Here is a 22250-nt window from a genome sequence, read left to right on the forward strand (position 1 = left end):
ATTCGCTGTCAGCGGGCCGCCGGGTCGGCGCTCGAGGCGGTGGCGGCTGCTTGTCGAGGTGCAAGGGGTCTACAAGTCACCGCTTTCCAGGTCGGATTCGGGTGGGAGACAGGATGCGCGCGAGGTTGTCGCAGGTGCGGGAGTGGTTTCCCTGGCGTGCGGGGGACGCTAGCGAGGCGGTCGTGGTGGCGGCGAGGGAGTTTCGTGCCGCCATGGACGAGGTTGGGCGGGCCGTGGATCAGGCGATGGCGCAGTGGAGTGGGGATGCGGCCACGGCGGCTTCGTTGCGGGCGTTGGAATCACAGTTGGCGGCCAATCACATCGGGGCGGCGGTGGTGGACATCGCGGATGCGCTGGCTGATGCGGCGGGACTGAGTGAGGTGTGTGCGCTGGTGCGGGGGATCGAGGCGGAGGCGGTGGCCGGTGGGTGTGTGGTCGAGGAGGACGGGACCGTGGTGCCGCCGCGGGTACAGACCGGAAACGCGGCGGCGGACTCGACCCTGCAGTGGCATTTCGACGAAACGGCGGCGACCTTGCAGGCGCGGCTGGTGCCATTGCTCGAGACCGCGGGGGATACCGACCGCGAGGTGGGGGAGCGGTTGGCCGCTGGCGTGACGGCGTTGGGGGAGCTCGCGGGTGCGCCGCGGGGCGGAACCTTGCGGAGGCGGGTGGCGGGGATTCTCGACGGAACCGACATGCTGCCGGAGGATCCGCAGGCATTGTGCGCGTTCTGGGAAACGCTGTCCCCGGCCGAGCAGGACGCATTGTTCGCATTCGACCCGGGGATCGGGAATCGGGACGGGATTCCCGTGGTGGCGCGGGACTATTACAACCGGGCGGATCTCGAGCGATTGCGCACCGCCGCGCTGGGAGATCTCGCGGCGCTCGACGCGCAGCATCCCGGCTGGGCCAGCCGCGAGGAGCTGCCCGACACAGTGCGTGAATGGAATCATTTGCAGCGCTGGGAGTCTCAACGAGTGGAGCTGCGAACTCGGCTCGCCGACTATCAGGCGGTTGCGAGTGAGATAGGTGCGGACGCAGGAAGCCGGTATCTGCTCGCGGTCGATGATCGCGGGCGCGGAGCCATCGCGGTCAACAATCCCGACGCGGCACGCAATATCGCGACCCTCGTCCCCGGGACCGATTCCCCGCTGCGGAATATCGGGTGGGGGACGGCCCGGGCCGCGGCCCTGGTCTCCGCCGCCGGACGGGCGGACGCGTCGGCGCGTACCGCCGCCGTTGCCTGGTACGGATACCAGGCTCCGCCGGATTTGGCTGCGGCAACCCAGGATCGGTACGCGGACGACGGCGCACCGCTGCTCGACCGCTTCCAGGACGGTTTGCGCGCAACTCACGACGGTGCGCCGTCGCACAACACCGTGGTCGGCCACTCCTACGGAACCACGGTGATCGGGGTAGCCGCCGAGTCCGGACCGCTCGCGGCGGACGCCGTCGTCTTCGCGGGCAGCCCCGGCGTCGAGGCCGAGCGGGTTACCGAACTGCATCTGGACGGGGTCGCGAGCGAGCACATGCACGAGCGCGTGTTCGCCACCGCCGATCCCGGCGATCCGATTCCGGTATTGGGTCCGTTCGTACACGGACCGGACCCGGCCGACCCGGACTTCGGGGCGCGGGTTTTCGAATCCGCGGCCCCGACCCTCGATCTGCCGTTGCTGCGCGGCGTCCCACTCGATCCCTGGGTGCACGGAAGATATTGGGAATCGGGCAATCCGGGCTTGTATACGCAAGGGCGAATTATTGCCGGAACCTATGACCGCTGAATACAGGGCCGCGAGCTGCGGCCGCCCGTAGTCCACCTATGGGTAACGGGTTCTTTGCGGGACGCTCTGTAGCACCTAAATGGCCCACTGATCAACGTGGTTTGAAACGGTTGGCTTCATGCTACTGTTCGGTGAACAGAGGTTGGGAAGTCGGAGATAAATGCGCACAGAGAACATCAATAGGAAGTTCAAACTGCATGACGAGCGCAGGTTAGCCGCCCAACTTCCGGAGCAATTGCAGGGTCTCGACGTTGTAGGTTTCGTCCGGGTCGACGAGTTTCCGGAAGAGTTGCTGAAGTCCTTCGACGAATTCGCGTCGGGCTCGGTGGCGCCGCACGCCCGTATCTATCGCAACGCACAGCCCAATAGCATCGACGCGTGGGTGCTGGACCTGTTGCGCCAGGCCGATATCAGCGATCGCTTCTACCTGCGCACCGGCCTGGAGTACTTCCCGTGGGCGGATTGCCGGGTGCTCGATCACCGCTGGCTGGAGTCCCTGCGCCGCGTGATCGGCCCGAACCAGGGCTTCATCTCGCAGCGCAAGTCCTCGGCCGCGCTGACCATCGGCGCTCAGTACGAGGTCCTGGGCTTCATCGCCCCGGCCTCGCTCGCCCCGTCGCTCCCCGCCCCGGCCCCGGCCGAGCAGTCCGCCGCCGCCTCGGAATCGTTCGATCCGGACGGCCCGACCCGCCGCATCGTGCACGCGCCGCCGGTCGCCCCGGAACCCGCCGCCGCTCAGCCGGTCGATCGGGGCGACGACGAGGCGCCGACCCGTCTGCTGCAGCGCATCGTGGAGCCGATCGCCGAACCGGCGCGCCCCGCCGAATCGAGCGAGCGCTAGGCGTCGGTCAATATCCGATGGTGAAGCGGCGCTGGACGAATCGTGGTAGTTCCGCCTCGTCGACCAGCGCCACCGCCGCGTCCGCATAGGACACGCGGCTCAGTCCGTCGGCGTCCCGGACCGGCTGATCGGTGCCGATCCGGAACCGTCCGGTGCGCTCGCCCGGGCCGATCTGCTCGGCCGGGCTGAGGTAGGTCCACAGCCGATTCGACGTGCGCAGCGTGTCGAGCGCCGCGCGATGCCCCTTGACCGCCACCGCGTATTCGCGTGGCAGGCCGAGTCGTTCGAGTCCGTCCCCGAGTTCGTCGAGGTCCAGATCGGCGGGCGTGCGCCCGGGCGCGGATTCGAGACTGCCCGCGCCGCCGACCACGATCAGCCGGGTGCGCGGCCGGGTCTCCAATGCGCGCAGCAGCGACCGCGCCACCGTGGCGTACGCGGTCGGATCGGCGATCGACTGCGCCACCGTCGCCGCGAAATCCTGTGCCGCGTTGCCGGGTTGGTAGCAGCTGATCAGCACGTCCAAGCCCGGCAGCTCGGCGGCCACGGCGGCGCTGTCGAACACGTCCAGCGCCCGCCATTCGACCTCGGGCCCTTTGTCCTTCGCGCCGGCGAGGTTCCGGGTGAAGGCGTGTACCCGATGGCCGCGTCCCACCGCCTCCGCCACTACTTCGCGGCCGATATTGCCGGTGGCGCCGATGATTCCGATGAACACGAGACTCTCCTGAGATCCGAACGGATGCGGTGTGAGAAAACTACACGGTGTGAAGTTTTGTGACAATGATTAGTAATCTCACACTGTTGTAGAGTTGCGCCGTGAGCAGTGCGGTGCCGACCAGGCGGGAGCGACGGCGTTCGGAGACGACGGCCGAGATCAAGGCGGTCGCGCTGCGGCTGATGGCCGACGGCGGGCCCGGCGCGATCACCCTGCGCGCCATCGCCCGCGAGATGGGGATGACCGCCAATGCGGTCTACAGCTATTTCGCCACCCGCGACGACCTGGTGACGGCGCTCATCGCCGATGTGTACGGTCAGCTGGCCGATGCGGTGGAAGCCGCCCGCGACGCCCGCCCCGCCGATGATGCCGCCGGGCGAATCCTGGCTTGGGCGTGCGCCTTTCGTGAGTGGTCCCTGGCGAACGAACAGGGTTTCCGGCTCATCTACGGCGATCCGGTCCCCGGCTATCAGCCCCCGCCCGGCGGTCCCGCGCCCGAAGCCGAGCATCGCGCCTGTACCGGGCTGACCGGATTGGTGGCCGGAGCCTGGCCCGGGGCCGAGCGGACCTATGCCGAAGGCGATTTCGACTGGGCGGACTTCGGCCCGGAACTGGTCGCCACCATCCGGGCGGAATTCCCCGGCCTGCCACCGGCGGCGGTCGCGATCGCCCTGCGCCTGTGGGGTCGCATGCACGGCCTGGTCGCGCTGGAAGTGCTGGGCCGGCTGGGAATCCAGACCGCGAACGCCGGCAAGCTGTATCGCGCCGAGATCACCCACCTGATCCGTTCCCTGGGCTTGACGCCGCCGGATTGATCGAGGTTCGCCGCGAACCGGACACGCACGGCATACGTTGTTCTCGTATCGCCCACGTGACGGATCGAAGGTGCCGATATGTCCACGTTGAACGGATTGCCCGCGCATGTACTGCTGGTGCACGGCATCGTCGTGCTGGTGCCCTTGACGGCGGTGCTGCTGATGGTGAGCGCGGTCTGGCCCGCGGCGCGGCGGCGCTTGATCTGGCTCGCGGCCGTGCTCGCGGTGGTGGTGACCGTGCTGACGCCGTTGACGACGGAGGCGGGGGAGTGGCTCGAGCATCGGCTGGGGGAGAGCCCGGCCATCGAGAAGCACGCCGATCTCGGCGATCAGATGCTGTACTACGTTGTGCCGCTGCTGATCACGGCCCTGCTGCTACTGGCCGTGCAGGTGCTGGAGGGGCGCGGCAAACCGGTGGGGCGCGCGGCGCTGGCGGTGGTCGCGGTACTGGTGGTGGCGGCGGGAGCCGCGGCTACCGTGCAGACCTACCGGGTCGGCGATTCCGGATCGCAGGCGGTCTGGGGCGGCGTCGGGGGTTGAGTCCGGCCGCCGCGGGTGGCCGAACCGTGGTGCCGGCCGGGTGAATCCATGACTGTCGTGACCCGACGCCCGGTCTGCGGGCGGCCGCCGGGTCACGACAGTCCGGCACGGTCAGATCTTGCGGATGACCGTGACGACCTTGCCGAGGATCTGGGCGTCATTGCCCGGAATCGGCTCGAAGAGCGGATTGTGCGGCATCAGCCACACCTGGGAACCGGTGTGCTTGAACGTCTTCACGGTGGCCTCGCCGTCCAGCATGGCCGCCACGATGTCACCGTTCTCGGCCACGTTCTGCTGCCGGACCACGACCCAGTCGCCGTCACAGATGGCCGCGTCGATCATGGACTGACCGACGACCTTCAGCAGGAACAGCGAACCCTCGCCGACCAGTTCGCGCGGCAGCGGGAAGACGTCCTCCACCGCCTGCTCGGCCAGAATCGGCCCACCGGCGGCGATCCGGCCCAAGACCGGGACGTAGGTGGGGACGGGGTGCTCGCCGGAGTCGGCTTCCGCGCCCACCGCGCGCAGCTTGGCGACGCCGGAGGTGGCGCGCACCGCCGTCTCGTCCAGCCCGCGCACGTCCACGGCGCGTGGCCGGTTCGGGTCGCGGCGTAGGTAGCCCTTGCGCTCGAGCGCGCGGAGCTGGTGCGCCACAGAGGAAGTCGAGGTGAGCCCGACGGCGTCCCCGATCTCCCGGATGCTGGGCGGATACCCGCGGTCGCTCACCGAAGTGCGGATGACCTCCAGGACCTTGCGCTGGCGGACCGTGAGATCCGTCCCGGTGCCGGAGATTTCGGTGCCCTCGCCGGGCAGGCCGAGCGGCCCGTTCTCACCGTCCACACCACCGTGTTCGCTCACCGCCGCTGTCCTCCCGTTCACTGCTGTGTCTCACCGGAATTCGTTCCCGGGGCGGTTGCTGATCGGTGTCGATCACGCCGCCGGTGAACTCGTGCCTCGACTGTAGTCCGAGGCGGCGCTGTGATCAAACATCTGTTCGACGCATGTCGGCGTGGCGGATGACATTGTCGGTGGGCCGTGGTAGAAATTCGAACATCAGTTCTTCGAACACATGATCGAGTCAATCGTCCAGCATCATCCGGTCAGTCCACTTGGAGGTTTGTTCGATGCGTACGGTGGTCAGCGAATTCGATGCCCCGCTCGGCCGGGAACTCGGCTCTGCCGCAAGCGATCTCGGCTATGACAGCCTTCCCGCCGAGCTGCGTGGCACCCGCGCCCCCGCGGCCGTCGCGGGCGCGGCCTGGCGTCCCGCGGTCTACCGCCGCCCCTGCCCGGCCCGCGTGCAGTCCGGCGCGCGCACTCGCGCGAATGTTCGAAGCGGCCATGTCGTCGCGCGCCGGGTGGCGGGACGCGCCGCCGGCCCGCATCCCCTGCATCGCGTGCACCGTGCCCAGCTGGGTTTCGCCGCGCTCGCCCTCAGCGCCCTGCTCACCGCCCTGGCCGTCACCGGCCTCATCGCCCTCGCCCAGCTCCGCGCCGGTGATTTCGGCACCGAAACCACCCCGCCCGCAGTCGAACTCGTGCACGCGCCCGCCCCGGCGCCCGCTCCCGCGCGCTGAGGCGGCGCTGAAATCGCTCCTCGTGCGGTCGGCCGAAGTCGTTAGCCGGAATGTAGCGATCGCATTCATGCCTCGCGCCCGGCCGAAACTGCGGCCGGAAATGTTGATTGATAACTGAAACGCGTTGCTAGCGTGCCCGAGGTGTGACAGTGGGTACATTCGCGCCGGTCCGGAATGGGTCGGCGCGCTTCGCAACAGGGGGCGCGATGGCGCAGGGCAGGAACCGGCGCGGCATCGCGGGCCGGATCATCGGTACGGCCGCGGTGGTGACCGGCCTGATATTCGGCACGGTCTCGATACCGGTCCACGCCGAATCCGCCTACACCGCCTATCTGGATCTCCCCGCGGTGAACGGCGACGGCGCCGGCGGCGGCGGACTCAATCCCGCGCTGCCGCTCGATCCGGCCGAATTACGCACCGCCCTGGACCAAGCGCGCGCCGCGGGCATCGCCCCGCGCCGATACGCGACGCTGCTGCACCAGTATTGGCTGGTGACGGCCACCCGCAATGCCGAGATCGACCTGTCGGCCTGGGACCCGAACCGCGGCGTCACCGCCAACAGCGCCACCTTCACCCAGGTGTACGTGAACTATCTGCGCCTGAACAACCAGCACCCCGACTTCTACTGGGTCGGCCTGGCCGGGCTGGCGGGCGGCTCGTTCGCCTCGGGCTTCTTCGATATGGGCGACGTCTCGGCCGTCATCAGCGTGCCGGGCGTGCACCAATTGGGCGGCGCCGTCGCCGACCTGCTCCGCGGCACCCCGGCCGAGCTGCTGAACCTCCTCCCCGAGGACATCCGCCTGCTCGGCACCGAAGGCGAACGCCTCACCGCCGAGGACCTGATCTGGTACCAGACCCGCCTGCTGATCATGCAGAAGCACATCTTCATCGACCAGGTCCCCATGCACGAGGCCTATGTGAGCGATGGCCTGGCCGGCGTCGAGGAGATGTACCAGGCCGGCGTGCTGGACGAGAACGCCGTCACCGCCTGGCGCGAGATCGCCGCGGGCACCCCGGCCGGCCGCGCCGACGCCGCCGTCCGCATGACCGACCGCGAACAGAACCAGATCATCGCCGACCAGTGGGACGTGACCTCGGCGGGCCGCGGCGTCATGGGCCGGGTGATGACCTACGTCAGCACGGTGGCCGGCAAGGCGGCGGTGCCGGGCGTGCGCGCCCCCGGCGTCTTCGCCCCCACCACCCTCACCGCGGGCGCCATGTCGCTGCGCACCCCGCTGCCCGATTTCAACTGGGCCGACCGCGACACCCGCTGGAACTACATCACCAATGACCTGCTGCCCCGCTACCTGGAACTGTGCGCGAACGAGGCCGTGGCCAGACCCGTTCTGGCCGAACCGTTCTCGGTGAAACTGGCCAACGGCCGCCTGCTGTCGCGGCTGCCGGATCTGCTCGCCGACCTGACCGCGGAGTGGCGCCTCACGGTTTGAGTCGTCACCCATTGACGACCCGATTCCGGCCTGGTATCCGGGCGGGCGCAACCGAACTGCGACCGCCCCGGTATCCTTGTGGTTGCTGAGGAGCTCGAGGCATCGACGAAGGATTCCGGATGCATTGCCCGTACTGTCGCCACCCCGATTCGAGGGTGGTCGACTCGCGTGAAGCCGAGGAAGGCACCGCCATCAGGAGGCGGCGTGCCTGTCCGGAGTGTGGGCGACGGTTCACCACGGTCGAGAACGCGGTCCTGTCGGTCGTGAAGCGCAGCGGCGTGACCGAACCGTTCAGCCGCGAGAAGGTGATCCGCGGGGTGAGCCGCGCCTGTCAGGGCCGCGAGGTGGATTCGGACGCTCTGAACCTGCTGGCCCAGCAGGTGGAGGATGCGGTGCGCGCCAAGGGTTCCCCCGAGGTGCCCAGCCACGAGGTCGGCCTGGCCATTCTGGGCCCGCTGCGGGATCTGGACGAGGTCGCCTACCTGCGCTTCGCCTCGGTCTACCGATCTTTCTCCTCCGCCGAGGATTTCGAACGCGAGATCGCCGAGCTACGTAAGCACCGCGAAGAGAACGCGGTCGGGGCCACCGTCGAATAACGACGAGCACAATCATTTACGGCCCGGAAGCGCGACCACTCGCGCTTCCGGGCCGTTCTCGTGATCAGCGGCGCGCCTGCTGCGGCGGCCGCCGGGCCGCGTCGATGGCCTTCTCGATGCGCTTGGCCGACACCGGGAACGGCGTCCCGAGCTGCTGCGCGAACAGGCTGACCCGCAATTCCTCGATCATCCACCAGATTTCGACCACATCGCGCCCGCCCTTGCGCCCCTCGGGCAGCTGATCGACGAGCCGGTCGTAGGCGGCGTGCACCCGATCCAATTCGACCATGCCCGCCTGATCGCGATTGGCCGACGCGGGTAGCGCCTCCAGTCGCAGGCGCGCGGCTTCCAGATACCGTGGCAGTTCCCGCAATCGGGCGCTGCCCCATTCGGAGATGAAGCCCGCGAACACCAGATCGTCGAGCTGATGCCGCACATCCTGCACCGCATCGCGATCGCGGGTCTCGGTGAGCGCCGCCCGCACCCGATGCGCCTCGGCCAGCACCGGCACCACCGCGCGCACCACATTCGCCACCGCCGTGGTGAATTGCGGCCGCACCTTCTCCACCAGCGCCTTGAACTGCTCGGGGCTGCGCACCGGCCCGCCATTGGCCGCGATCAGCTCATCGGCGGCGCACGCCCGGCAGTCCTCGACCAGGGCGTCCAGCGATCCGTACGGATTCTGGCTCAGCGCAAGCCGATCCGCCGGTTTCAGGCTCGCGGTCACCGCGCGCGGACTGGTCGGTATCGCATTGAGCAGCAGTGTCCGGGTCCCGACCCGCATGGCCGCCGCCTGGGCGCCGGGCGAGCTGAGCACCCGCACCGCCACCCCGTCCGGTTCCGCCACCAGCGCCGGATACCCGGTAATGGTCTGCCCGCCGACCTGGCGCTTGACCGAACTCTCCAGCGTTCCCAGCGATTCGGAGGTCCACACGGCGGCCGGGGCGCGCTCGGCGGCATTGTTGGCCCGCGCCACCGATTTCGACACCTGGGTGGCCAGCCTCGCCTTCAGCTCCGCCAGATCCTTGCTGCGCGCAACGATTTCCCCGCCCGCGTCCACAGCGGCATAGGTCATCCGCAGATGGTCGGGCAGCCCCGCCGGATCCAGCTGACCGGCGGTAATGGTCACCGACCCGAGCTGCGACAGCTCCCGCGCCAGCCCGATGCGCAGCGGTTCGGCCCGCGGCGTCAGTCGCGCCAGCGCCGCCTGCGCGAAGTCCGGCGCGGGCACCACCATGCGCCGCAACTGCTTCGGCAGCGTTTTGATCAGCGCCGCCGCCAGCTCCTCGCGCATACCGGGCACCAGCCAGTCGAAACCGACCGCCCGCACATGCGCCAGTTGCGCGATCGGAATGTGCACGGTCACACCGTCATCGGCCTGGCCGGGCTCGAATTGATAGGTGAGCGGGAAGGTCAGCTCACCCTGCCGCCAGCTGTCGGGGTACGCGGTCGGATCCAGCAGCGCCGCATCCTCGTTCACGATGGTGGACGCGGTGAAGTCCAGCAGCGCCGGTTCCTTGCGCTGCGTCTTCTTCCACCAGCTGTCGAAATGCCGCACCGACACCACATCGGCCGGAATCCGCTGGTCGTAGAACTCGAACAGCACCTGATCGTCGACCAGGATGTCGCGACGGCGGGCCCGATGCTCCAGATCGGCCACATCGTCGAGCAATTCGCGATTGCGCGCGAAGAACTCGTGCCGGGTCTGCCATTCGCCCTGTACCAGGGCGTGCCGGAGGAACAGTTCGCGCGACAGTTCCGGATCGATCCGCCCGAAATCCACCCGCCGCTGGGTGACCAGCGGAATCCCGTACAGCGTGACCCGCTCGTAGGCCAGCGCCGCGCCGCGCTTGGCCGACCAATGCGGTTCGGAGTAGGTGCGTTTCACCAGATCGCCGGCCAGCCGCTCGGCCCATTCCGGTTCCACCCGGGCCGCGGTGCGACCCCACAGCCGGGAGGTCTCCACCAGTTCGGCGGCCATCACCCAGCGCGGCGGCTTCTTGGCCAGCGACGAGCCGGGGAAGATCATGAACTTGGCATTGCGCGCGCCCAGGAATTCCCGGGTCTCGGCCTCGCGGACGCCGATATGCGAGAGCATGCCGGCCAGCAGCGCCTGATGGATCGAGGTGATGTCCCAGGGCAGCGCGTCGGAGTCGAGGGTGGAGCGCTCGGTGTTCGAGGCGTCGGTGTTCCAGCCCAGCCCGCGGGTGATGGTGCGTAGCTGCCCGTGCAGGTCCTGCCATTCCCGGATGCGCAGGTAGTGCAGGAATTCGTCGCGGCACATGCGCCGGAACTGGTTGGACGACAGGGCTTTGCGCTGATCGCCCAGGTAATCCCAGAGCCGCAGGTAGGCCAGGAAGTCCGAGCCCTCCACGGTGAACCGCGCGTGTTTGGTGTCGGCTGCCTGCTGATGCTCGACCGGGCGTTCCCGCACATCCTGGATGGACAGCGCCGCCACGATGACCAGCACCTCGGCCAGGCAGCCGCCGCGCTGCGCCTCCACCAGCATGCGGGCCATGCGCGGATCGACCGGCAGCTGCGCCATTTCCCGGCCGATGGCGGTGAGCACCAGTCCGGCGTTCGGGATATCTGCCCCGCCGTCCTCGGCTTTGCGGCCCAGTGCGCCGAGCTCCTCGAGCAGGGCGATGCCATCGCGAATGGCGCGATTGTCGGGGGCCTCCACGAACGGGAAGCTCTCGATATCGCCCAGCCCGAGCGCGGTCATCTGCAGAATGACCGCGGCCAGGTTGGTGCGCAGGATCTCCGGTTCGGTGAACTGCGGCCGGGATTCGAAATCGTCCTCGGAGTACAACCGGATGGCGATGCCGTCCGCGACACGACCGCAGCGACCGGACCGCTGCCGCGCCGAGGCCTGCGACACCGGTTCGATGGGCAGCCGCTGCACCTTGGTGCGCATGGAGTAGCGGGAGATTCGCGCGGTGCCCGGATCGATGACGTAGCGGATGCCGGGCACGGTCAGCGAGGTCTCGGCCACGTTGGTCGCCAGCACCACCCGCCGCCCGGTGTGAGCCTCGAACACCTTGTGCTGTTCGGCCGCGGACAGCCGCGCGTACAGCGGCACGATTTCGGTGCGCGGCAAACGCAAATCGCGCAGCGAATCGGCGGTATCGCGGATCTCGCGCTCGCCGGAGAGGAACACCAGGATGTCGCCGTCGCCCTCGGCCTGCAGTTCGCGCACCGAATCGGCGATGGCGTCGGTGGGATCGCGGTCGACGATCTCGGTGTCCTCGTCGTCGGGATCCTCGGAGGTGACCGGAAGTTCCAGCGACAGCGGGCGATACCGGATCTCCACCGGATACGAGCGCCCCGACACCTCGACGATCGGTGCGGGCGAGCCCTTTTCATCGCTGAAGTGCCGCGCGAACAGTTCCGGATCGATGGTCGCCGAGGTGATGATCACCTTCAGATCCGGCCGCTTCGGCAGCAACTGCTTCAGATACCCGAGCAGGAAGTCGATATTGAGACTGCGCTCGTGCGCCTCGTCGATGATGATGGTGTCGTAGCGCCGCAGCATGCGATCGCGCTGGATCTCGGCCAGCAGAATGCCGTCCGTCATCAGCTTCACCAGCGTGCGATCGGAGGCCTGATCGGTGAAACGCACCGTATAGCCGACCACATCGCCCAGTTCGGTGCCCAGTTCCTCGGCGATCCGCTCGGCCACCGTGCGCGCGGCCAGCCGGCGCGGCTGGGTGTGCCCGATGGTCCCGCGAATCCCGCGCCCCAGCTCCAGGCAGATCTTCGGAATCTGGGTGGTCTTGCCCGAGCCGGTCTCACCGGCCACGATCACGACCTGGTGGTCGGCGATCGCCCGCGCGATATCGTCCCGGCGCGCCGAAACCGGCAGCTGCTCGGGATAACTGATCGCGGGTACGGCGGCGCGGCGGTTCTCCACCCGTTGCCGGGCGGCGTCGATCTCGCGCTCGAGATCGGTGAGGTCTGCACCGCGGGCCTTGTCGAGCCGCCGACGCAAACGGTGTTCGTCGCGGATCGAGAGATCGGCCAGGCGGGTTCGAAGGTCGCGAAAGGTGGCGGCGGTCCTGGTCATTGCACCGTCAAGCCTAGCGAAGTCGTTGCCGCGCCGGTCGGGGCGGTGGGCGACACCACGCCGGAGCGATATTCGCTCGGTGTTCGCCGCGGCATGCGACCATCGGCGGATGGGCGAGCGAGCGGTGCATCCGTGGTGGGGCCGGCTTCTGCTGCTGGCGTTCGGAATCCTGGATATCGCGGCGGTGGTGTGGACCGCCACCCATCTGCGGCCGGCGGTGGCCGGAAACGCCGTGGTGAACTTCTTCAGCTACTTCACGATTCAGTCGAATCTGCTGGCTATCGCGGTATTGCTGATCGTGGCGCTGCGGGATCCGCAGGGGATCGGCTGGCAGCGGGTGCGGGGCGCGGGCACGCTGTACATCTGCATCACCGGCGTGGTCTACACCGTGCTGTTGCAGAACATCGACGTGGACATCGCCTATCCGTGGACCAACAATGTGCTGCACCGGATCACGCCGCTGGTCCTGTTCGTGGACTGGCTGCTGGTGCCGGTGGCGCTGGGCGTCTCGGCCAGGCTGATCTCGATCTGGCTGACGTATCCGATCGCGTACGGGGTGTACACGCTGATTCGCGGCCCGATCGCGGACTGGTATCCGTACCCGTTCATCGACCCGCGCACGCAGGGCTATCTCTCGATGGCCATCGGCCTGGTCGTGCTCGTGATCGCCTTCGTGATCCTGGCGGTCGCCGTCATCGCGCTGGGCGAGCTGGCCGCCCGGTGGCGTGAGCGCCGCCAGGCGGCCTGATCACGGCAGCGTTCTGGTCATGAACACGCTGTGCGGGTCGTCGGTGTACTCGGCGAACGGCCCGGTGTGCTCGAATCCGTACCGCTCGTAGAGCCGCACCGCCGGCCGATAGAACTCCGACGATCCGGTCTCCAGGCTGACGCGCTGGTAACCGCGCTCCCGCGCCTGCTCCAGCAGATGCGCGAGCAGCCGTGACGCCACCCCGCGCCCCCGGAAGGCCGTAGCCGTCCGCATCGATTTGATCTCCGCGTGCGCCGGATCGAGTTCCTTCAGCGCCCCGCATCCGGCGAGCTCGGCGCCCTCCCAGGCCGACCAGAAGGTGATGTCCGGCTTGCGCAGCGCCGCCACGTCGAGCGCGTGCATGCTCTCCTCGGGCGAATTGTCCAGCATCTCCGCCACATGGGTTTCGAGCAGGCCGATGACTTCCGGGCCGGTGAGATCGTCGAGCACGATGCGCATGCGGTGAGGTTAGCGAGGACCTTGCCCGCGGTCGCGGCGAGCTTCGAGCGCATCCAGGATCAGGTCCAGGCCGTAGCCGAATTCGGTGGTGTGGTCGTAGTCCGCCCGCAAGGCGAGCCCGGTGATCATCTCGTGCAGATGCGGCAACCGGTCCGCCGGCACTCGCTCGAGCACATGTTCGGCCACCGCTTCGGCCTCGGCCGGGGTGCTCGCGGGCAGATTCGCCTCCTGCAGCACGTACCCGCCGATATAGCTGTCGAGGAGCGAGACCGCGTGCGCCGCATCGGCCAGCCCGAACCCCGCCGCTTTCAGCACGCCGAGCACCGCATCGTGATGCCGCAGGGTCGCCGGTCCCGGGTCGCGCCGCGAATCCAGCAGCCCGAGCGCCCACCGATGCCGCGACAGCACGGCCCGCGCCGAATACGCCCGCACCCGGAGGGCATCGCGCCAATCCGCCTGTTCGGCGTCCGGCAGTTCGATCGCCGCGAACACCGCGTCGACCACGCCGTCGAGCATGGCGTCCTTGTTCGGCACGTGGTGATAGAGCGACATGGCCTCCACCCCCAGCTCCTGCGCTACCCGCCGCATCGAGATCGATTCCGCGCCACCGCGATCCGCGACCCGGACGGCGGCCGCCAGGACGCGTTCCCTGCTGAGCGGTTGCGGTGGACGTGGCACGGCGGCTCCCGGTTCGACGACGGTTGACAGGCTTACACTCGTAAGCCTACCTTACAGCTGTAAGCCACACTTACACCCGTAAGGGAAGGGGATTCCGATGCCGATGCCGAAATGGTGGGGGCACGTGAACAAGCGAGTGTTCAACCCGCGCGCCCTCGCGGCCGGGAAATGGCCGGTGCTGACCCACACCGGCCGTACCTCCGGCGCGACCTACCGCACCCCCCTCGACGCCTATCCCGTCGATGGCGGCTACCTGTTCGTCCTCGTCTACGGCTCGCGCGCGGACTGGGTCCGCAATGTGCTGGCCGCGGGCGGCGCGGCGCTGCGCATCGACGGCCGCGATATCGAACTGGCCGCCCCGCGCCTGATCGGACCCGGCGAGGCGCTGCGCCTGCTACCCGCCGCGGCCCACCCGCCGAAACTCTTCCGCATCACCGAGTTCCTGCGCATGGACGTGGGCGGCACGGTGACCTTCAGTTCCGAATCCGGGCGCTGACCGCTTCAGCCGGCCTGGGCGCGCGCCGCCAGTCCATCCAGCACATTCACGCGCCGGTCGGGGACGCTGATCTCCATCCACACCGAACCCGTTGGGCCGGTGGTGAATTCGAAGCCGAAGAACCCGCAGCAGGCCGTCTCACCCTCCGCCAGGTCGCGGGCCTGCGCCTCGGCGGCGGGATCGAGTTCCAGCCGCAGCCGGGTCGGCGAGAGACGGTCCACGCCGCGCAGCGCGGTCGCGAACAGGTCGTCGAATTCGATGACCCGCAGGGGTTGTTGCGCGGTGGGCAGGGTGCACGCGTCGATCGCCACCCAGTTCGGGGCGGGCGCTTCACTGGCCATGCCTCGATGTTATGCCCGAGTGGGCCGCCGGGCCATCGGGCGAAAATCGCTGGCGGCGCACCGGTTCGGCTTCCTACCCTGAATTGCCCGCCGGAAATGGCGGCGGGGGAGGGAAGGAAGCATTTGGAAGCGACTGTCGCGGTGACCCCGGATCAGTTGCCGGAGTTGTTGCTGCACGTCGCGGTGGTGCGTCCGGTATTTCTGTGGGGTGCGCCCGGAATCGGGAAGAGTTCGCTGGTGCGCGCGTTCGCCGATGCGCTCGGAATGGATTGCGTGACGTTGCTGGGCACGCAGCTCGCGCCCGAGGATCTCATCGGGGTGCCGCAGATCGTGGACGATCGCAGCCGGTTCGCGCCGCCGGAGATGATCGCGCGCCCGCACCCGTATTGCTTGTTCCTGGACGAATTGAACGCCGCGCCCGCCGAGGTGCAGAAGTCGTTCTATTCGCTGATTCTCGATCGCCGGGTGGGGAATTACGAACTGCCCGCGGGATCGGTGGTGATCGGGGCCGGAAATCGCGCCACCGACAATGCCCTGGCCCGCCCGATGGCCTCCGCCCTGGTGAATCGCATGGTGCACGTGCATTTGCGCGCCGATGTCGACGATTGGCTGAAGTGGGCGGCGGGCAACGATATTCACCCGTGGGTCATCGAATACCTGACCCAGCGCCCGGATCACCTGTGGTCCGCGCCGCCCAAGACCGAGCAGCCCTTCTCCACGCCGCGCGGCTGGCACATGCTCTCCGACGCCCTGCACTCCTACGGCGAGCACATCGCGGACGAGGCGCTGTGGGTGCTGGCGTCCGGAACCCTCACCACCGCACACGCTTCCGCGTTCCGGGCGTTCGTGAAGACGGTGCGCCACGCCTTCGATCTGGAGACGGTGCTCAAGGGTGACGCGGGCTGGCCGCGCGATCCGGCGGACCGGGATCTGCTGTACTTCCTGTCCGAGACCTTCCGCGCCCGGCTGATCAAGGAGCTGCCCGCCTCCCGCGAACACGCCTCGGCGGGTCTGAAGCGTTTCGTGCTGCGGGCGAAGACGATGCTCACCGAACTCGCCGAGATCTCGGTGGAGTGTGCCCAGCTGGTCATCGCCGCCGATGACGACGGCGCGCCGGTGCTGCCGTCCTGGTTCCTGGTCGAGGTGACCCGGGATCTGCCGCGGCTGGCGGCGCGGCGGTAGTCGTGGCGGGGCGTGCGACGCGCAAGCGCCGGGCGGCGGCCGATCCGTGGGTGGAGCATCGTCGCGCGGGTTGGGCGCTGGTGCAGGGCAATCCGATGTTCCGGCGGCTGTGGAACGGCCTGCACGAGGCGCACGACGATTGGCTGCCGCCGCGGACCTGGGCCGTCATCGATCCCTTCGGCAACCTCCACTACAACCCGAAAATCCGTGGCGCCACCGAGGAATGGGCCTGGGTGTTCGCGCATCTGCTGCTGCACGCCGGATTCGGGCATCTCGATCCGCGTGAGCTGCCGCCGCGGGTGCTGGAGGAGAACGGTTTCGCGCGCAGCCGGCTCACCGCGCCGCATCAGCCGCATCCGATCTACCGGGCGGCCTGCTGCGCGCTCATCGACCAGTATCTGCTGACCTTGAAGTTCGGCCGCGCACCCGAGGTGCTGCCGCCGCCGCCCGGCGGGACCGACGAGCACGCCCTGACCGAACGCTGGTGGACCATCGGCGTTCCCGAGCCTTACCGTCGCGAGGAGTACCCGGACTTCTTCATCGGCACCGGCGAGACCGCGAAGCGCCTGGACCATCGCACCTGCTTCGCGACCGGTATCGGCGAGGCCGCCCGCGCCGCCCTGGAAGCCGCCGGCCGCGACGTCACCCGGGGCCGGCAGCAGACCATGCAGATCTGGGATCGCGCCCTGAACTGGTTCGTCTCCTCCTACCCGCTGCTCGGCGCGCTCGCCGCCGGCATGCGGATCGTGGCCGACCCGGACGTGGCGCGCGGCTGGAACATCTCGATCGCCGCCGTCAATGCCGAGGCCGCCGAGATCTACATCAACCCCTTCGCCGGTCTCTCCGACGAGGAATGGCGTTTCGTGCTCGCCCACGAAATGCTGCACGCCGCGCTGCGGCACGGGGAACGCGCGGGCTGGCGCGACCATTACCTGTTCAATGTCGCCTGCGACTACGTGGTCAACGGCTGGCTGGTCGAAATGGGGGTGGGCGAACTCCCGTCGGGTCTGCTCTACGACCCGCAGCTGAAAGGTCTTTCCGCCGAACAGATCTACGACCGCATCGCCGGTGATCTGCGCCGCCTGCGCAAACTCGCCACCCTGCGCGGCCGCGGCGCGGGCGACATCTTCGGCGAACCGCTGCCGCACGGCAATGCGCCCGGCCGCTACCTGGATCTGGACGACTACTACCGCAATGCGCTCGCCACGGGCCTGGTCTACCACCAGTCGGGCGGCCGCGGATTCCTTCCCGCGGGACTGGAACAGGAGATCCGCGCCCTCGATCAACCGCCGCTGCCGTGGGATGCCCGGCTGGCGCAATGGTTCGACGAGCATGTGCCCGCCGTGGAGAAGCACCGCAGCTACGCCCGCGCCTCCCGCCGCCAATCCGCCACACCCGACATTCCGCGCCCCGCCTGGACCCGCCCCGAGGAATCGGTCCGCCTGCCCACCTTCGGCGTCGTCCTGGACACCTCCGGTTCCATGTCGCGCGAACTCATGGGCAAGGGCCTGGGCGCCATCGCCGCCTACGCCCGCGCCCGCGACGTCCCGCGCGCACGCGTGGTGTTCTGCGATGCCGCCGCCCACGACGCCGGCTATCTCCCCGTCGACGAAATCGCTTCCCGGGTAAGGGTTCGCGGGCGCGGCGGCACCATCCTGCAACCCGGCATCCGCCTCCTGGAACGCGCCGACGATTTCCCCGCCGACGCGCCCATCCTGGTCATCACCGACGGCGAGTGCGATGTGGTCCGCATCCGCCGCGAACACGCTTTCCTCATCCCCGCCGGCGCGGGCCTGCCCTTCCGACCCCACGGCCCGGTCTTCCGCATGCGCTGATATCAGCCTTCCGGATCTTCCGCAAGATCCCGGCGGTCCGTATTCGGCCCGGTGAGAGCGGCTCGGGGGAGGGGTCGCGCCGGGCAGCCGCCGACCAGACTCGGCTGCTGTGAAATCGCGAAAGATGTGGATCGCCGGGCTGGCGGTCATGGTGCTGGCGGGCGGGGTGACGGCCGCGCGGGTGGCCGGGGAGCGAAGCGCCGCCGCGGCCGCGGATCCCGATGTGGCGATGGTGTGCGACGACCGGCGACCGTCCACGGTCGATCCGGGTAGTTACGGCATGCAGAACGACGGCTCGTTCCTGCATCCGTCGGCGACCTACGTGAACGAGGACGAACAGCATCCGTTCCCGGGTGGCGGCAAGGACATGTTCCCCGCGACCGGCGGCTACGACCCGAACACCTACAAGTCCGCCGATGTGACGGTGGAGGCGCATTACGGGGGTGAGCGATTCACCCCCGACCCCTTCCATTCCTGGCAGAACATCGTCGACTTCGACGGCCGCCGCTACATGTTCCAGTACGACCGCAGCGAAGCCCGCGTCTACGACATCACCGACGTCCAGAACGTGCAGGTCGTCGAATCGCTGTCGCGCGCGGACCTGGCGGGCGCGCCCGGCAATGACGAGGCCGTCGCCGGAAAAGACTGGGCCGCAGGTGATTTCTGGGGCGCATCCACCATTCAATGGAGCCCCCGCTACAACGGCTACATCATGGTGCAGAGCTTCGAGATGCGCCGCCAGGTGCCCTTCTGGATGGGCGACACCCCCGACAACAGCAAGTACGCCGCACCCGAGGGCGTGGCCGCGGCCCGAGCGGACAAGCAGCTCAAGGGTTTCAAGGTCTACAAGCTCAACGGCCCGCGCAAACGCGACTGGCAACTGCTGGCCACGGTGAGCACCGATGAACACCAGCGGGATCCACTCGCCCCGGATTTCACCGCACCGCAACAGGGTTCGGGTTCCCTGGACGTGCCGCACTGGGACGGCGGCCGCTACCTGTTCGTCTCGACCGCTCCCAGCGACGACTGGTCGCTGACCGAATACCCGACCTACCTGTACGCCAACGGTTTCCAGGTGTGGGACATGGCCGATCCGGCCGCACCGCACCTGCTCGACACCTGGCATCGGCAGGGCATGGTGCGCGGCGAGGAAGCCGCCTACCGCGCCAATCCGCGCTGCGGCAACCGCACTTCGTGGATGGGCTCGCGCAATCCGCTCTACATCCCCACCCCGATCGAGCAGGGCGGCAAGTACGGCTTCGCGGCCATGGGCGGGTTCGGCATGTCCATCATCGACATCTCCGATCCATCGAACCTGCGCGAGGTCGGCCATCTGGACGTCCCGCCCTCGGTCTCCGGCACCGAGGCCGACAACGTCGATGTGTCCCAGTTCGAGCGCACCGGCATGGTCTACCTGAGCGGCTACCCGCTGTCGGAGGACTGCTACGAGCCGTACAAGGACATCTTCCAGGTCGACGCCACCGATCCGGCGCACCCGCGCATAGTCGGCCGCCTGCCCCGGCCCACTCCGCCGAAAGACTCGGCGCTGACCGACTTCTGTCAGCGCGGCGGCAGTTTCGGACCCAAGCGCAGCGGCTACTACACCTCGCCCGGCGATCCGCGTGACGGCCTGCTCGTCTACGACTTCTACAACGCGGGCGCCCAGTTCTTCGACGTCAGCGACCCGAAGCGGCCGAAGATCGCCGGCTACTTCGCCCCGCCCACCTTCGGCCCGGAGACCGCCGACTGGGCGCGCAGCAATCCGACGCACGGCGTGTACGTGGAATACGACCGCAATATCGTCTGGCTGCTCACCAATGACGGCATCTACGCGCTGTCCTCGGAATCCCTTTTGGGCGCACCGAATCTGCACGCTCCCGCCGCGCCGTTCCGGACCAGCGCCCGCTGAGATCAGGCGGTCGGCATCGCCAGGGTGGTGAGGTCGCCGTTGTCGGCGGAGCGGATGGTGGCGGGCTGATCCGGGCCGCGCAGATCGATCATGAGGTCGGGCCCGAGTGCGGTGCTGATCGCCGGGTACAGCGTGATCATCTCGAATCGCACGTCCAGGTCCGGGCCGGTGCTCGTGACGGGCAGCGCCGGACCGGCGGCGTCGGGGCTCGCGATCACGCGCAGCTCATCGCCCCTCAGCCGCAAGAGGATTCGATCGCCCGGGTGCTCCTCCAGCGCGCGCAGCAGGACGTCCTTGGCGATCGTGACGCGCGTGCCGACCGCCGGCAGCGCCCGCAGCATCGCGCGAAAGTCGGGGAAGGTCCCGGGCAGCAACCGGCAGTGCCGGACCGCGCGATCCTGCGGGAACAGGGCGAGCCCGTGCCGGTTCGCTTCGAGGTGAACCACTGTGCCCCGGCGGATTTCAGGGATCGCGCCCCGCAGTTCGTCGCCGTCGACGGTGGCCGACCAGGTGGCGCTCGCGGGTTCGACCGGCGCCAGGGTGCGGGTGGCGAGCCGGTAGCGATCCGTGGCGGTCAGCGTGACCGCCTCGGGTGTGACCTCGAGCAGCAGTCCGCCCAGGACCGGGAATTCGGCGTCGAAAGCCGTTGCGGTCAGCACCTGTTCGATGGCCGCGGCGAGCACCGGCCCTTTGAGCGTGGCCAGGAACCGGGCCTGCTCCGGCAGCAGCCCGGCCTTGATGTCGGCGGCGGTGCGCCGGGCCCGGGCGGCGTCGTCGGCGACCTTGGCGACATGCTCGTCGATCAGCCGGACGGCCTCGTCCGCGCCGGCCGCCAGCACGGTTTCGACCGCCGTCAGCGGCATGGCGATGGCGCGTAACCGGCGCAGCGTGACGGCCCGCTCGAGTTGATCGGGACTGTAGTAGCGGTAGCCGGAGACCGCGTCGGTCTCGGCGGGCGGCAGCAGCCCGGAGTCCGCGTAGAAGCGCAGGGCGCTCGCGGTCAGCCCGCTGCGCTGGGCGAACAGGCCAATCGGCAGCAATTCGGAATCGGTCACCCGAAGATCATCGGGCTTCGAGCAGGTCGAAGGTCAAGCCGCGCCCGGGTCCCGCGGCGCGTTCTTCCCCTCCAGCGCGCGGATGCGGGCCTCGAACACCCGCATCTCCTGCAGCACGCCCTTCATCGTCGAATTCATGGCGTCCATCGAGAAGCGCAGCAGATCGATACTGGCTCGCAATTCCGTGAACGGGTCATCGGCATCGTGGGTCACAGGTCCGAAGGCTTGCAAGGGTTTCCGGGCCGCGAATCGGTCGGTTTATCTGTCACCACCGGTGCCACCGTCCCGCGGCGGGCGCGGCCGGGCCCGGAGTGGCGGTGTCACGGAGTGCTTTCGGCAGGGAAAAGGCGGGCCCCGGCGAGCCCGGGCGATGCGAGCATGGAAGGGTCCGGTCGCCGCGCGGAGAGGTGGTGGGTGTGGCGGTATTCCTGCAGGAGTACGGGGTATTGCGCTGGGTGGCGGTCGCCGCCTTCGGGGTCGCGGCGATGATCGTGCTGGCGCGGCTCGCGGCGGTGCGCGCGAGCGTGGAAGTGGTGGGTGGCGGGACCCGGGTGACCGACCGGGAGTCGGATGCGGCGCATCTGATGATGTGCCTGGTGATGGTGGCGATGCTGGTGTTTCCGGCCACGGCGGACCCGCACGCGGTGCGCGGGGTGCTGACCGCCATGACCGTGGTGTACGGGACGTTGCTGCTGGGCCGGATCGTGCAGTGGCGCAACGCGGTACGGATGCCGGGCGCTGGGGTTGCGGCATTCGGATACCACGTGCTGGCGGCTGCCGCCATGTGGTACGCCATGAGCGGGCACGGCGCGCACGGGCATTCCGGCGGGCCCGCACCCGGCGTCATGCTGGCGCTGGCGGGCGTTTTCGCGGTCGACGCGGTGGTGATGGCGGTGCCCGGAGCGCGCCGGGCACTGCGCCATCTGTTCCCGCACCCGGTGGGCGCGGGACCCCTCGCCGTGGTCCCGCACGTCGTGATGGACCTGGGCACGGCGCTCATGCTGGTCGCGGTGGCGATCGGATGAATCGGACGAAAGACGCGCACTCGGCCGCGCGGTGATCCGGGGCGGTTAGGCCGGGTGCGGGGGCGCGGTTCCGACGGGAGGCGGAACCGCGTTTCGCGCTGCCCGCCGCGCGAGCAGCCCAGACGGGGGTCCGTTAGGGCTGCTCA

Annotated in this window: 21 protein-coding genes; 13 read left to right on the forward strand and 8 right to left on the reverse strand. The window is 68.9% G+C overall.

Translation table 11 applies throughout. From position 1 onward, the window contains the following. Nucleotides 1–212: 212 nt before the first annotated feature. On the forward strand, nt 213–1781 hold the full coding sequence (locus LTV02_RS03360; protein WP_233038256.1) for an alpha/beta hydrolase: 1569 nt from the start codon (nt 213–215) through the stop codon (nt 1779–1781). A 160-nt stretch (nt 1782–1941) separates the two neighbouring features. Then, complete coding sequence (locus tag LTV02_RS03365) at nt 1942–2622, forward strand: hypothetical protein (RefSeq protein ID WP_233038258.1); 681 nt, start codon at nt 1942–1944, stop codon at nt 2620–2622. A gap of 7 nt (nt 2623–2629) precedes the next feature. Here LTV02_RS03365 and LTV02_RS03370 read toward each other — a convergent pair whose 3' ends face one another. Further along, nucleotides 2630–3334: an NAD(P)-dependent oxidoreductase gene (locus tag LTV02_RS03370; protein WP_233038260.1), complete on the reverse strand. Its 705-nt coding sequence runs from the start codon at nt 3332–3334 to the stop codon at nt 2630–2632. 101 nt (nt 3335–3435) lie between these two features. Between LTV02_RS03370 and LTV02_RS03375 the strand changes: the two genes are divergently transcribed. After that, nucleotides 3436–4149: a TetR/AcrR family transcriptional regulator gene (locus LTV02_RS03375; RefSeq protein WP_067706885.1), complete on the forward strand. Its 714-nt coding sequence runs from the start codon at nt 3436–3438 to the stop codon at nt 4147–4149. A gap of 78 nt (nt 4150–4227) precedes the next feature. Continuing rightward, nucleotides 4228–4689 carry a DUF2231 domain-containing protein gene (locus LTV02_RS03380; protein WP_233038262.1) on the forward strand — a complete coding sequence of 154 codons (462 nt, stop codon included), beginning with the start codon at nt 4228–4230 and terminating at the stop codon, nt 4687–4689. A gap of 111 nt (nt 4690–4800) precedes the next feature. Here LTV02_RS03380 and lexA read toward each other — a convergent pair whose 3' ends face one another. Further along, complete coding sequence (lexA, locus tag LTV02_RS03385; RefSeq protein WP_233041461.1) at nt 4801–5502, reverse strand: transcriptional repressor LexA; 702 nt, start codon at nt 5500–5502, stop codon at nt 4801–4803. 311 nt (nt 5503–5813) lie between these two features. Between lexA and LTV02_RS03390 the strand changes: the two genes are divergently transcribed. From LTV02_RS03390 to nrdR, 3 genes are all read left to right on the forward strand, one after another. After that, nucleotides 5814–6266, forward strand: coding sequence for a hypothetical protein (locus LTV02_RS03390; protein WP_233038264.1), 453 nt, complete (start codon nt 5814–5816; stop codon nt 6264–6266). Nucleotides 6267–6472: 206 nt separating this feature from the next. Continuing rightward, entirely contained in the window at nt 6473–7714 is a 1242-nt protein-coding gene (locus tag LTV02_RS03395; protein WP_233038266.1) for a hypothetical protein, read from the forward strand. A gap of 119 nt (nt 7715–7833) precedes the next feature. Continuing rightward, on the forward strand, nt 7834–8310 hold the full coding sequence (gene nrdR / locus LTV02_RS03400; RefSeq protein ID WP_233038275.1) for a transcriptional regulator NrdR: 477 nt from the start codon (nt 7834–7836) through the stop codon (nt 8308–8310). Between the two features lie 64 nt (nt 8311–8374). On the opposite strand, the gene hrpA is transcribed toward nrdR, so the two are convergent. Then, nucleotides 8375–12376, reverse strand: a complete 4002-nt coding sequence (gene hrpA / locus LTV02_RS03405) for an ATP-dependent RNA helicase HrpA (RefSeq protein ID WP_233038277.1) — start codon at nt 12374–12376, stop codon at nt 8375–8377. A gap of 109 nt (nt 12377–12485) precedes the next feature. Here hrpA and LTV02_RS03410 point away from each other — a divergent pair, with 109 nt between their 5' ends. Next, nucleotides 12486–13124 carry a Pr6Pr family membrane protein gene (locus tag LTV02_RS03410; RefSeq protein WP_233038279.1) on the forward strand — a complete coding sequence of 213 codons (639 nt, stop codon included), beginning with the start codon at nt 12486–12488 and terminating at the stop codon, nt 13122–13124. On the opposite strand, the gene LTV02_RS03415 is transcribed toward LTV02_RS03410, so the two are convergent. Further along, nucleotides 13125–13583: a GNAT family N-acetyltransferase gene (locus tag LTV02_RS03415; protein WP_233038281.1), complete on the reverse strand. Its 459-nt coding sequence runs from the start codon at nt 13581–13583 to the stop codon at nt 13125–13127. A gap of 9 nt (nt 13584–13592) precedes the next feature. Next, on the reverse strand, nt 13593–14261 hold the full coding sequence (locus tag LTV02_RS03420) for a TetR/AcrR family transcriptional regulator (RefSeq protein ID WP_233038283.1): 669 nt from the start codon (nt 14259–14261) through the stop codon (nt 13593–13595). 97 nt (nt 14262–14358) lie between these two features. On the opposite strand from LTV02_RS03420, the gene LTV02_RS03425 reads away from it, so the two are divergent. After that, on the forward strand, nt 14359–14757 hold the full coding sequence (locus LTV02_RS03425) for a nitroreductase family deazaflavin-dependent oxidoreductase (RefSeq protein ID WP_233038285.1): 399 nt from the start codon (nt 14359–14361) through the stop codon (nt 14755–14757). Between the two features lie 5 nt (nt 14758–14762). Here the strand turns inward: LTV02_RS03425 and LTV02_RS03430 are convergent, their stop codons facing one another. Continuing rightward, nucleotides 14763–15098 carry a hypothetical protein gene (locus LTV02_RS03430; RefSeq protein WP_233038287.1) on the reverse strand — a complete coding sequence of 112 codons (336 nt, stop codon included), beginning with the start codon at nt 15096–15098 and terminating at the stop codon, nt 14763–14765. A 123-nt stretch (nt 15099–15221) separates the two neighbouring features. Here LTV02_RS03430 and LTV02_RS03435 point away from each other — a divergent pair, with 123 nt between their 5' ends. From LTV02_RS03435 to LTV02_RS03445, 3 genes are all read left to right on the forward strand, one after another. Continuing rightward, complete coding sequence (locus LTV02_RS03435) at nt 15222–16280, forward strand: AAA family ATPase (RefSeq protein ID WP_233038289.1); 1059 nt, start codon at nt 15222–15224, stop codon at nt 16278–16280. 2 nt (nt 16281–16282) lie between these two features. Beyond that, nucleotides 16283–18115: a vWA domain-containing protein gene (locus tag LTV02_RS03440; RefSeq protein ID WP_233038291.1), complete on the forward strand. Its 1833-nt coding sequence runs from the start codon at nt 16283–16285 to the stop codon at nt 18113–18115. Between the two features lie 109 nt (nt 18116–18224). After that, entirely contained in the window at nt 18225–20024 is a 1800-nt protein-coding gene (locus LTV02_RS03445) for an LVIVD repeat-containing protein (RefSeq protein WP_233038293.1), read from the forward strand. Nucleotides 20025–20026: 2 nt separating this feature from the next. Here LTV02_RS03445 and LTV02_RS03450 read toward each other — a convergent pair whose 3' ends face one another. After that, a complete protein-coding gene (locus tag LTV02_RS03450) occupies nt 20027–21079 on the reverse strand; it encodes a DNA polymerase III subunit beta family protein (protein WP_233038295.1) in 1053 nt (350 codons plus the stop codon). A gap of 33 nt (nt 21080–21112) precedes the next feature. Continuing rightward, a complete protein-coding gene (locus LTV02_RS03455; RefSeq protein WP_233038297.1) occupies nt 21113–21292 on the reverse strand; it encodes a hypothetical protein in 180 nt (59 codons plus the stop codon). Between the two features lie 203 nt (nt 21293–21495). On the opposite strand from LTV02_RS03455, the gene LTV02_RS03460 reads away from it, so the two are divergent. Then, nucleotides 21496–22104 carry a DUF5134 domain-containing protein gene (locus LTV02_RS03460; protein WP_233038302.1) on the forward strand — a complete coding sequence of 203 codons (609 nt, stop codon included), beginning with the start codon at nt 21496–21498 and terminating at the stop codon, nt 22102–22104. Nucleotides 22105–22250 lie beyond the last annotated feature (146 nt).

It is taken from the genome of Nocardia yamanashiensis (genome assembly GCF_021183565.1).
Classification (GTDB): domain Bacteria; phylum Actinomycetota; class Actinomycetes; order Mycobacteriales; family Mycobacteriaceae; genus Nocardia; species Nocardia yamanashiensis.